Origin of the sequence: Rhodococcus sp. B10, from assembly GCF_011770055.1 — a bacterium.
Taxonomy (GTDB): Bacteria; Actinomycetota; Actinomycetes; order Mycobacteriales; family Mycobacteriaceae; genus Rhodococcoides; species Rhodococcoides kyotonensis_B.
Genome location: NZ_JAAFYV010000044.1, coordinates 33828 through 44632 on the forward strand (window position 1 = coordinate 33828; position 10805 = coordinate 44632).

The 10805-nt window shown below is 64.3% G+C and carries 13 protein-coding genes; 11 read left to right on the forward strand and 2 right to left on the reverse strand.

Annotated features, from left to right (window positions below):
* The first annotated feature begins 2 nt into the window (after window positions 1-2).
* The 10 genes from RhoFasB10_RS23135 to RhoFasB10_RS23180 are packed head-to-tail and all read left to right on the forward strand — an operon-like array spanning window position 3 to window position 8267.
* Entirely contained in the window at window positions 3-1418 is a 1416-nt protein-coding gene (locus RhoFasB10_RS23135) for an amidase (RefSeq protein ID WP_167678807.1), read from the forward strand.
* Entirely contained in the window at window positions 1415-1891 is a 477-nt protein-coding gene (locus RhoFasB10_RS23140; RefSeq protein WP_068420433.1) for an urease accessory protein UreE, read from the forward strand. Before RhoFasB10_RS23135 ends, RhoFasB10_RS23140 begins: the two co-directional genes overlap by 4 nt.
* Window positions 1888-2538 (forward strand): urease accessory UreF family protein, encoded by a 651-nt coding sequence (locus tag RhoFasB10_RS23145; protein ID WP_114332114.1) that lies wholly within the window; start codon window positions 1888-1890, stop codon window positions 2536-2538. The genes RhoFasB10_RS23140 and RhoFasB10_RS23145 overlap by 4 nt, the downstream gene beginning before the upstream one ends.
* A 22-nt stretch (window positions 2539-2560) precedes the next feature.
* The gene (ureB, locus tag RhoFasB10_RS23150; protein WP_114332115.1) at window positions 2561-3199 is read left to right on the forward strand and encodes an urease subunit beta; all 639 of its coding nucleotides are present in this window, start codon (window positions 2561-2563) and stop codon (window positions 3197-3199) included.
* On the forward strand, window positions 3199-4902 hold the full coding sequence (gene ureC, locus RhoFasB10_RS23155; RefSeq protein WP_206031261.1) for an urease subunit alpha: 1704 nt from the start codon (window positions 3199-3201) through the stop codon (window positions 4900-4902). Before ureB ends, ureC begins: the two co-directional genes overlap by 1 nt.
* On the forward strand, window positions 4899-5513 hold the full coding sequence (gene ureG / locus RhoFasB10_RS23160) for an urease accessory protein UreG (protein WP_167678809.1): 615 nt from the start codon (window positions 4899-4901) through the stop codon (window positions 5511-5513). Before ureC ends, ureG begins: the two co-directional genes overlap by 4 nt.
* Window positions 5510-6283, forward strand: coding sequence for an urease accessory protein UreD (locus RhoFasB10_RS23165; RefSeq protein WP_114332118.1), 774 nt, complete (start codon window positions 5510-5512; stop codon window positions 6281-6283). The genes ureG and RhoFasB10_RS23165 overlap by 4 nt, the downstream gene beginning before the upstream one ends.
* Window positions 6280-7104, forward strand: coding sequence for a DNA repair protein RecO (gene recO / locus RhoFasB10_RS23170; RefSeq protein WP_084423493.1), 825 nt, complete (start codon window positions 6280-6282; stop codon window positions 7102-7104). The genes RhoFasB10_RS23165 and recO overlap by 4 nt, the downstream gene beginning before the upstream one ends.
* The gene (locus tag RhoFasB10_RS23175; protein ID WP_068420444.1) at window positions 7061-7879 is read left to right on the forward strand and encodes an isoprenyl transferase; all 819 of its coding nucleotides are present in this window, start codon (window positions 7061-7063) and stop codon (window positions 7877-7879) included. The genes recO and RhoFasB10_RS23175 overlap by 44 nt, the downstream gene beginning before the upstream one ends.
* Window positions 7872-8267 (forward strand): hypothetical protein, encoded by a 396-nt coding sequence (locus RhoFasB10_RS23180; protein WP_068420445.1) that lies wholly within the window; start codon window positions 7872-7874, stop codon window positions 8265-8267. Before RhoFasB10_RS23175 ends, RhoFasB10_RS23180 begins: the two co-directional genes overlap by 8 nt.
* A 1-nt stretch (window position 8268) precedes the next feature.
* On the opposite strand, the gene RhoFasB10_RS23185 is transcribed toward RhoFasB10_RS23180, so the two are convergent.
* Together RhoFasB10_RS23185 and RhoFasB10_RS23190 are read right to left on the reverse strand one after the other, a co-directional pair.
* Window positions 8269-8691 (reverse strand): Fur family transcriptional regulator, encoded by a 423-nt coding sequence (locus RhoFasB10_RS23185; RefSeq protein WP_068420447.1) that lies wholly within the window; start codon window positions 8689-8691, stop codon window positions 8269-8271.
* A 5-nt stretch (window positions 8692-8696) separates the two neighbouring features.
* Window positions 8697-9086, reverse strand: coding sequence for a metalloregulator ArsR/SmtB family transcription factor (locus tag RhoFasB10_RS23190; protein WP_068420448.1), 390 nt, complete (start codon window positions 9084-9086; stop codon window positions 8697-8699).
* A gap of 205 nt (window positions 9087-9291) precedes the next feature.
* Between RhoFasB10_RS23190 and RhoFasB10_RS23195 the strand changes: the two genes are divergently transcribed.
* On the forward strand, window positions 9292-10677 hold the full coding sequence (locus RhoFasB10_RS23195; RefSeq protein ID WP_114332122.1) for a glycine--tRNA ligase: 1386 nt from the start codon (window positions 9292-9294) through the stop codon (window positions 10675-10677).
* Window positions 10678-10805 lie beyond the last annotated feature (128 nt).

The window sequence follows — 10805 nt, forward strand, 5'->3', positions numbered from 1 at the left end:
ACATGGAACTCTACGAACTCTCGCTGTCCGACGTCGCTGACAAGATCAAATCGAAGGAAGTCTCGCCCGTCGAGGTCGCGCAGTCCTCACTCGATCGTCTCGCCGAGGTCGAACCCGCCATCACGTCGTTCGTCACGGTGACGGGGGAGCACGCACTCGCGCAGGCCGCGGCCGCCGAGGCGGAGATCGCCGCAGGTAACTACAAGGGCGCACTGCACGGAATTCCGCTCGGCGTCAAGGACCTCTACGACACCGCAGGGATCCTCACCACCTCCAGTTCGGCGCAGCGTGCCGACAACGTGCCGACGGCGGACTCGGCGTCCGTGGCGAAGTTGTACGACGCGGGCATGATCATGGTCGGCAAGACCCACACGCACGAGTTTGCCTACGGCGCAACGACTCCGACGTCCGGAAACCCGTGGGATCCCACACGCACACCCGGTGGGTCGTCGGGTGGATCGGGCGCGGCCGTCGGTGCAGGCATCGTCCACGTGGCTCTCGGTAGCGACACGGGCGGTTCGATCCGTATTCCGGCGGGTCTGTGCGGAACCGTCGGGCTCAAGCCGACGTTCGGACGCGCTTCGCGAGCAGGCGTCGCGTCGCTGTCGTGGTCGCTCGACCATGTCGGACCACTGACACGCAACGTCGTCGACGCAGGCCTCGTCATGGCAGCCATGTCGGGATACGACCGTCGCGACCCGGCCTCGGTGAATCTCGGCATTCCCGACTTCGTCACCGGGATCGACGGCGGTGTGGCAGGCAAGCGAATCGGCATCCCGACGAACTTCTACACCTATCACGTCGAGCAGGAGACCCAAGACGTCGCGCGACGCGCAGCGGAGGTGCTGCAGGGCCTCGGAGCAGAACTGGTCGAGGTGGAGATCCCGCTGGCCGAGTACATTCTGCCGGTCGAATGGGGCATCCTGACGGCCGAAGCCAGTGCCTACCACATGGATGCGCTGCGGCACTCTCCCGAGAAGTTCACCGAGGAAGTCCGGACTCTCGTCGAGGCAGGCGAAGCCGTTCTGGCCACCGACTACATCAACTCCATTCGCCTGCGCACTCGGATTCAGGAAGCGTGGCGGGACATGTACAAGGACATCGATGTTCTACTCGGTCCGACTGTTCCCGGTGTCGCAGCGTTGCGCGAGGACCCGTACTTCCGCTGGAACGACGGTGTGGTCGAGGGCGCGACGAGCGCGTATTCGCGAATGTCCGCTCCGGCCAACGTGACCGGCCTTCCCGCGTTGCAGGTCCCTGCAGAGTTCTCCGCGATGGGCCTCCCGATCGGTGTCCAGATCATCGGCAAGCCATTCCACGAAGCCGAAATCCTGCAGGTCGGGTACGCGCTGGAGCAGGCGAGCGACGTCGTCGGACGTATCGCGCCGGTGGCCTCTGCGGCGCCAGTACCGGTATGACGGCCTCACGTGCCGCGGTCTCGTCTATCGTCGTGATCGAGGAGATCGTGGGGCACGAGCTCGAGTCCGATATCGCGACCGTCTTGCACGAACTGCGTCACGGGCATCGCGTCGAGTACGTGCACCTCGATCCCGCCGATCTCGATCGCAGTCGTCTTCGGGTGACGTCCGACGCCGGTGTCGACTACGCGATCGCACTGCCGCGAGACAAGAGGTTGGTCGACGGGGCCGTCCTGCTGATGAACGACAGCGGCGCGGTCGTCGTCCGTGCCGGGCAACCACGTGAAATGGTCCTGCACGCGACGGATGCAGCATCGGCACTCCGGTTGGGCTTCCTGGCAGGGCACCTGCACTGGAAGGCAGCGATGGTGGACGCGACGATGACGGTGACGCTCGAAGGACCCGAATCGGACTACCGTGCACGCATCGAGGACCTACTCGCATCGGGCGGCGTCGAACAGATTCCCGAGTGACGTCGACGGAGCTACTCGCCGTTCTCCGGTTGGCGGACAGCGCCTTCCCATCGGGAGGATTCGCTTTCTCCTCGGGACTCGAAGGCGCCGTCCGTGACGGATTCGTCGTCGACGAGGCCGACGTCGCCGCGTTCGCGGAGGAAGCCATTGCTTCTCGGTGGCACACCCAAGATCGTGTCGTGCTTCGGCGGGCATGGAACGATCCTCGTGAGGCGGACGACCTTGCGGAGGCGTCGACCGTGACGTCGACCCTCCGCGAGGCGTCGCGGCGATCGGGAGCGGCGTTGCTGTCGACCTTCGCCTCGCTCGACAATGCCGACGCCGTCGCCTATCGGGCCATGGTCCTGACAGGCGATGCACCCGGTCATCTCCCGGTCGCACAGGCAGTCTCCTACCGCGGCCTCGGTCTGAGTACGTCGGCGGCCGAGGCAATCAGCGGATGGCAGGTTCTGTCCGGAATCGCCAGCGCTGCACTGCGACTCGGTGTGACCGGACACATCGGGTCGCAGCGAGTGATGATAGCCGCAGAGGCCGTGCTGTCCGAGATCCTGGACGCGCCCGTCGACCGACAACCGTCGTCGTTCACCGCGTTCGCAGATATCGCCGCGCAGCGTCGCAGCGACGGAATCCGATTGTTCGCCAGCTAATTTTCTTCCGAAGGAGACATCGGTGTTGCTCACCCCTACCGAGATGGAGCGTCTGACGGTGTTCACCGCAGCGCAGATCGCTCGGCGCAATCTAGCCGAGGGCGTCCGGCTCACCCACCCCGAGGCCGTCGCTCTTTTGACCGACGAAATCATGCTGGCCGCCAGGAAGGACATGACGTTCGACGCGGTCATCGACCACGCGTGCCACGTGCTGACCGCCGATCAGGTGATGGACGGTGTGCCGCAGATGATTTCGATCCTGCTCGTCGACGCCCCGTTCGCGGAAGGAACCAAGCTCGTCACCGTCGTCGACCCGATTGCGGGCGGCCCTGACGAGATCGTGCCCGGTGAAATTCTCGCGTCGGACTCGCCCGTCGAGGTGTTCGGCGATCTCGAATCGATCGAAGTGCGCGTCGTCAACACCGGAGACCGGGACGTGCAGGTCCGTAGCCAGACGCATTTCTTCGAAGTCAACGACGCACTCGAGTTCGACCGGCGGGCGGCGTGGGGACACAAGCTCGAGGTCGCGGCGGGAGCGGGAGTCCGCTTCGAGCCGGGGATTGCGGTGACGGTCCGGCTCGTGCCGATGCAGGGCGATCGCGTTGCACACGGTTTTCGCGGTCTGGTCAACGGTCCGCTCGATGGAGGTGAGGCCGCGTGATGCGTATCGATCGTGCGTCGTACATCCGCATGTTCGGCCCGACGACGGGAGACCGTATCCGGCTGGCGGATTCGAATCTGTTCGTCGAGATCGAGAAGGATTTGACGACATCCGGATACGAGTTGCTGGCCGGCGCAGGGAAGAACGTACGTGACGGCGAGGGATATCGACCGAATACGACGTCGTCGACCGGGGCGCTGGACTACGTGTTCACGAACGCGACCATCATCGATGCGGTTACGGGAATCATAAAGGCGGACATAGGTATTCGTGACGGAATAATCGTGGGTATCGGCAAGGCGGGTAATCCCGACGTCATGCCCGACGTGACTCCGGGGATGACCGTCGGGCACATGACCACACCGATTCCGTCCGAAGGCTTGATAGTCACGGCCGGCACGATCGAGACTCATGCACATCTGATTTCTCCGCAACAGTCCGAACATGCTTTGTCCACGGGCACGACGACGTTGATCGGTGGTTCACCGGGCCCGGCGTTCGAGGTCGGGTCCGGTAGTACGCGCAACCTCGGACTGTTCCTCCGGGGCGGTGAGTATTCCGCGATGAACTTCGTGGCGTTCGGACGTGGGTCGTCCGACGCGGATTCCGTCCTGGAATCCGTTGCGGCAGGGGCGGGGGCGGTGAAGATCCACGAGGACTTCGGTGCGTCGCCCGCGGTCATCGACGCCACGTTGCGTGCGGCCGATTCGGCGGACTTCGCCGTCCACCTGCACACCGACTCCATCAACGAGTTCGGATTCGCAGAGACGACGATGTCGACCATCGGCGACCGCACCATCCACATGTATCACGTCGAGGGAGCAGGCGGAGGGCACGCACCCGACCTGATCCGATGCGTCGGATACGACAATGTGATTCCGGCGTCGACCAATCCGACGAATCCGTACACCGCGTACGCGCTCGACGAAGGTGTACCGATGACGATGGAAGCGCACAACATGAACTGGAACGCGCCGGAGGATGTCGCGTTCGCAGAAGCACGGATTCGGCCGCAGACGATGATCGCCGAAGACTTCCTTCACGACATGGGAGCGATCTCGATCTTCGGAAGCGACACCCAGGGAATGGGTCGAGTCGCCGAAAACACCGCGAATTGCTGGCAGTTGGCGGACGTCATGAAGCAGCGCGTCGGGCGGCTTCCCGAGGAGACAACGGCCGCGTCGGACAACGAACGCGTCAAGCGGTATGTGGCGAAGCTGACGGTCAATCCGGCGATTTCGATCGGTGCGGGACGGCACCTCGGGTCCGTGGAGGTCGGCAAGATCGCGGATCTCGTCCTGTGGTCACCTGCGTTCTTCGGGGTGAAGCCGAACTTCGTCATGAAGAACGGATTCGTCGCGTGGGCAGCGCTCGGTGACGCCGCCGGAAGCATCTCACGGTCCGAACCCGTTGTGCAGAGGGCGAACTGGGGTTCACTCGGCAGCGCGCCCGAGAAGCTCGGTTTCGTCTTCATGTCGTCCTTGGCGACCGACGCCGGACTTCCCGAGGCGCTGGGCCTGCGGAAGAACGTCGTGACGATCGACTCCGTACGGCACTTGCGCAAGAGCGACATGGTGCGCAATTCGGCATTGCCACACATCGACGTCGACCCCCGCACATTCGACGTGCGTGCCGACGGACAACTGCTCACCGGTGAGCCGGCAACGTCGGTTCCCTTCTCGCGGAGGTACATGCTTCGATGAACGCATTACGGGCGGCACGAATCGGAATCGGCGGACCCGTCGGCTCGGGAAAGACGGCTCTGGTCGAACAATTGATCGCGGAGTTCGCCAGGCGACATCGGTCGGTGTCGGTCATCACCAACGACCTGGTGACCGAGGAAGACGCCGAACGAGTCCGGCGATCGGGCTTGATCGACCCGGCGCGCGTCCGTGCGGTCGAAGCTGGGGGATGCCCGCACACCGTGATCCGAGAAGACCCGTCGCTGAACATCGCGATGGCCGACCGGCTCGAAGCCGAATTTCCCGACACCGAGGTTCTGCTGCTCGAGAGCGGCGGTGACAACCTGGCGTCGACATTCTCGCGCGACCTCGTCGACTATTGGGTGTTCGTCATCGACGTTGCCGGGGGAGACGACATACCGCGTAAGCGCGGACCGGGCGTCGTGCGCTGTGATCTGTTGGTGGTCAACAAGATCGACCTCGCGCAGTACGTGGGTGCCGATCTGCAACTGATGCTGAAACAAGCCGACGACGTGCGCGGCGGACGTCCGATCGTGTGCACCAACGCGCGCGCAGGAATCGGAATCGGCGAGGTGGTCGACGTATTCGACCGCGAGGTTCTGTTCGTGTGACCACTCCGCTGGCACTGGACCTGTCGTTCACCACGACCGGGGCGCGCACGGTGTTCGATCGGCGACGCTATCGCTGGCCCCAGACGGTGGGCCGGATGTTTTACCTCGACGCGTCGGATCCCGGTCGTGGTCGGGTCATCGTGCAGAACTCGGGTGCGTCGCTGCATCCGGGGGATCGGATCGGACAACGGATCGCGGCAACGACTGGCGCCCGCATCGAGGTCGTCGGGCAGGGGGCGATGCTCGTCACCGGTGTGCCCGACGGTCGCGCAGGTGCCGAGCGCACCGAGCTACGCGTCGACGACGGTGCGGAGCTGGCCTTCCGACCCGAACCGCGGATACTCACTGCGTTCGCGCATGCGCGTCAGGACACGCACGTGAAGTTGGGGTCGGGAATCGTAGTGCTCACCGACGCGGTCGTCGTGCACACCGAGGTGACGGCCGAGACGTTCGGCAGCTTTCGCTCGTGTGTCAGGGTGACTACGGCCGGTCGCATCCTGGCGCTCGACGCCCAGCATGCGTCGTCGTTGCCGTCTCCACGCTCGGGCCTGCGTGCCTTCGCAACGGTGTATTTGCTTGGGCGTCGCCCCGATGATGCGGTCATGAAGCGTACGACCGCACCACTGGACAAGATGGACGGTCGATCCGGCGTCTACGCAGCGGTGACCTCGCTGCCGAACGGCGTTGGGCGTGCGGTTCGGCTCGCAGCGACAGGAGGAGGACTCTTGCGAGCTGCGATGGCGGAGGTCGTGGGACACTGGACCACGTGAGGCTCTACCGGGACAACGCAGTCGTGCTGCGCCAGCACAAGCTGGGCGAAGCCGACCGCATCGTCACGCTCCTGACGCGCGACAACGGCATCGTCCGAGCCGTTGCGAAGGGGGTGCGCCGCACGAAATCGAAATTCGGCGCGAGGTTGGAGCCGTTCGCGCACATCGACGTTCTGCTCCACCCTGGCCGCAATCTGGACATCATCACCCAGGTGCACACGGTCAACGCGTTCGGTGGCGACATCGTCACCGATTACGGCTGCTACACCACCGGCTGCGCGATCCTCGAGACCGCCGAGCGGCTCGCGGGTGAAGAACACGCGCCGGCGAAGCGGCTGCATCAGCTCACGGTCGGGGCATTGCGTGCATTGGCCGACCGCACTCGGCCCCCCGAACTGATTCTCGACGCGTTCCTGCTGCGTGCGATGGGTTTCGCAGGCTGGGCGCCGTCGTTGACCGAATGTGCACGCTGCGCGGCGCCTGGACCGCATCGTGCGTTTCACGTCGCCGCGGGTGGTTCGGTGTGCGTGCACTGCAGGCCTCCCGGCTCGGCGACGCCGACGAGCGGTGTCCTCGACTTGATGGTCGCGCTCGAACGCGGGGAGTGGGCCTTCACCGAGACGACGTCGGTGGCCGTGCGTGGTCAGGCCAGCGGTCTCGTCGCAGCCCACCTGCAGTGGCATCTGGAGCGGCAACTGCGGACGTTGCCGCTCATCGAAAGAGAAGCGCCGCATCGCAGCGAGCCTGATTCGGCCCCGGCGCCGGTCGTCGGGCAGGATGAAGACCGTGATTCTTCGACGCGAGCCGCGCACTCAGCCTGACGGGATGCGGGGGGTACGTCCTCCGGATCCGCACCCGTCGGGGGCCAAGCCGCCGATCCTGCAGCCGGAGTTGATTCCGAAGCACGTCGCACTCGTCATGGACGGTAACGGTCGCTGGGCGCAGGAACGTGGCATGCCGCGTACTGCGGGCCACGAGCGTGGCGAGGCAGTGCTTATGGACACCGTGTGCGGATGCATCGACATCGGCGTCAAGTGGTTGTCGGCGTACGCGTTCTCGACGGAGAACTGGAAGCGCAGTCCGGACGAGGTGAAGTTCCTGATGGGCTTCAACCGCGACGTGATTCGTCGTCGACGCGACGAGATGAACGAGATGGGTGTTCGGGTCCGGTGGGCAGGTAGACGACCGCGGTTGTGGCGCAGCGTCATCAAGGAACTCGAGATCGCCGAGGAACTGACGAAGAAGAACACCGTCATGACGTTGACGATGTGTGTCAACTACGGCGGCCGCGCCGAGATCGCCGATGCGACAAAGGAAATTGCACGCGAGGTCGCGGCAGGTAGGTTGGATCCGGAACGAATCACCGAGGCAACCGTCGCCAAGTATCTCGACGAGTCCGACATGCCCGACGTCGATTTGTTCCTGCGCCCGTCGGGGGAGCAGCGCACGTCGAACTTCCTGATCTGGCAGTCGGCGTACGCGGAGTTCGTGTTCCAGAAGAAGCTGTTTCCGGACTTCGACCGCCGAGACCTATGGGAAGCGTGTGTCGAATTCGCCTCTCGCGACCGCAGATTCGGGGGAGTCAAGTATGAGTGAGGGCCTGACGCTGCAGTCACGAGCCGAGATCGCGCTGTCGCAGTTCGCGACCGTGAACGTGGGGGAGGACGGTTCGCTCGGATTCGATTATGCGGGCGCGCTGTGCTCGCTCAGGTCCGTCGAGCTCGCACCGGGTCTGGAAGTGCTGTCGTTGACGGCGGTCTTGGCGTGGGATCGGCCCGTCAAAGCATCGCTGCACAAGAAGGTGGCGGATCGCAATTCCGAGTCGCAGTTCGGATCCATCTCCGTGAACGTACACGGCAAGATGGCAGATGTGTTGCTGCGCTACATCTTTCCGGCATCCGGCCTGAACGACGAGCCGTTGATGACAATGCTCGTTCTCGTCCTGGCCGGAGTCGAGAAGGCCCGCGAGGGACTCCTGCCCTGAGCTACTTGGCCTTGCACTCGCTGCAGGTGCCGAAGATCTCGATCGTGTGGCTGACGTCGCTGAACCCGTTGCTCTCGGCGACGTTCTGCGACCACTTCTCGACCGTCGGGCCCTCGACCTCGACCGTGTAACCGCAGTCGCGGCACACGAGGTGATGGTGGTGACCGGACGAGCAGCGTCGGTAGACGGATTCGCCGGTGTCGGTGCGCAATACGTCGACGGTGCCCGCGTCGGCCAGCGTCTGCAGCGTTCGGTACACCGTGGTCAGGCCGATTCCCTCACCGCGCTTGCGCAGTTCGTCGTGCAGATCCTGTGCCGACCGGAACTCCTCGATGTTGTCGAGAAGATCGGAAATGGCGCTGCGCTGCTTGGTTGCGCGGACGCCGACGGCCACAGGTTTGCGCGGCGCGGGAGATTCGGTCACGAATATCAGCTCTCTTCTGCGTGGGCGACGGCGTCGACGACGATGTGTGCGAGATGATCGTCGACGAGACGATAGAGCACCTCACGACCGTTGCGTTCACCGCGGACCACACCTGCCGACTTGAGCACACGCAGGTGCTGGCTGATCAAGGGCTGGGTGACGCCGAGCGCACCGACGAGCTCGTGGACGCATCGCTCGGACTCGCGCAGTTGGAGAACGATCGCGATGCGTACGGGCGCTGCCAATGCGCGCAGAATGTCACCGGCTGCGACCAGCGTGTCCTTCGGAGGAACGGGAGCAGGGGGGACCGACGCGAACGGGTCGTGGGAGTGGGCAGCCAGGCCCTCGTCCGTGCGATCGTCGTCCCCGAGAGGTGAAGGGTCGGTTTCCAGCATTGCCAACGGAAAACTCCTTCGGGTGGTGTCGGGGTATCGCTACAGACTAGTCCAGCGACTGTTAATGCAAATCACTTCCATTTTGATATGCACAAGTGCGCATGTCAAACGAGGTAGGCAGTGTTCGGAGAAAGTGGTCACGACCGATAGGCTCGGTGCCTGAAGAAAGTCCCTCTCACCAGACACAAGATGGAGAGCTCCGCCAGTGGCACCCAAGTCCAAAGTCGAAACCGTCGCCAACCTCGCCAAGCGTCGAGGACTCGTGTACCCCTGCGGCGAGATCTACGGCGGTACCAAGTCTGCCTGGGACTACGGCCCCCTCGGCGTCGAGCTCAAGGACAACATCAAGAAGCAGTGGTGGCGCAACATGGTCACCAGTCGCGAAGACACCGTCGGCCTCGATTCGTCGGTGATTCTGCCGCGTGAGGTGTGGGAGGCTTCCGGCCACGTCGAGACGTTCTCCGACCCGCTGGTCGAGTCGCTCATCACGCACAAGCGCTACCGTGCCGACCACCTCATCGAGGCGTACGAGGAAAAGCACGGGCACCCTCCCGAGAACGGCCTCGCCGACATCCGCGATCCCGAAACCGGCGACCCTGGCCAGTGGACCGAGCCGCGCGCGTTCTCCGGTCTGCTCAAGACCTACCTCGGTCCCGTCGACAACGAAGAGGGCTTGCACTACCTGCGCCCCGAAACGGCACAGGGAATCTTCGTCAACTTTGCCAACGTGCTGACGACGTCGCGGAAGAAGCCGCCGTTCGGTATCGGTCAGATCGGCAAGAGCTTCCGCAACGAGATCACCCCCGGCAACTTCATCTTCCGCACGCGCGAGTTCGAGCAGATGGAGATGGAGTTCTTCGTCAAGCCCGGCGAGGACGACGAGTGGCACCAGTACTGGATCGACTACCGCATGAAGTGGTACACCGACCTCGGCATCGACCCGGAGAACCTGCGTCTCTACGAGCACGCTCAGGAGAAGCTGTCGCACTACTCCAAGCGGACGGTCGACATCGAGTACCGCTTCCGCTTCCAGGGCAGTGAGTGGGGCGAGCTCGAAGGCATCGCCAACCGCACCGACTACGACCTGTCGGTGCACTCGAAGGCGTCGGGCCAGGACCTCAGCTTCTACGAGCAGGCCACCGACACTCGCTACACGCCGTACGTCATCGAACCTGCAGCAGGTCTGACGCGTTCGCTGATGGCGTTCCTCGTCGACGCGTACACTGAGGACGAGGCCCCCAACGCCAAGGGCGGCGTCGACAAGCGCGTCGTGCTCAAGCTCGACCGTCGTCTGGCGCCGGTCAAGGTCGCGGTTCTGCCTCTCTCGCGTAACGCCGACCTGACGCCGAAGGCGAAGGACCTCGCTCAGCAGCTGCGTCAGTTCTGGAACGTCGAATTCGACGACGCCGGTGCCATCGGCCGTCGCTACCGTCGCCAGGACGAGATCGGTACACCGTTCTGCATCACCGTCGACTTCGACACCCTCGACGACCAGGCCGTCACCATCCGTGAGCGTGACACGATGGCGCAGGAGCGGGTCGCCCTCGATCAGGTCGAGGCCTACCTGGGAGCGCGCCTGCTGGGTGCGTGATTCCGGCTAGCAGCACTACCGAATGACGCCCTCGGTCACTCAGAGTGACCGAGGGCGTCATTCGCTCTATCCGGGGGAACCCGCGGACTAGAACCGGCCACCGCTTGCGCGTCCGCCGCCCCCTCCGC

Coding starts and splice junctions, on each gene's coding strand:
- RhoFasB10_RS23140 (WP_068420433.1), top strand. CDS start 1,415: ATGACGGCCTCACGTGCCGCGGTCTCGTCTATCGTCGTGATCGAGGAG.
- RhoFasB10_RS23175 (WP_068420444.1), top strand. CDS start 7,061: ATGAAGACCGTGATTCTTCGACGCGAGCCGCGCACTCAGCCTGACGGG.
- ureG (WP_167678809.1), top strand. CDS start 4,899: ATGAACGCATTACGGGCGGCACGAATCGGAATCGGCGGACCCGTCGGC.
- RhoFasB10_RS23135 (WP_167678807.1), top strand. CDS start 3: ATGGAACTCTACGAACTCTCGCTGTCCGACGTCGCTGACAAGATCAAA.
- RhoFasB10_RS23190 (WP_068420448.1), bottom strand. CDS start 9,086: ATGCTGGAAACCGACCCTTCACCTCTCGGGGACGACGATCGCACGGAC.
- RhoFasB10_RS23180 (WP_068420445.1), top strand. CDS start 7,872: ATGAGTGAGGGCCTGACGCTGCAGTCACGAGCCGAGATCGCGCTGTCG.
- ureC (WP_206031261.1), top strand. CDS start 3,199: ATGCGTATCGATCGTGCGTCGTACATCCGCATGTTCGGCCCGACGACG.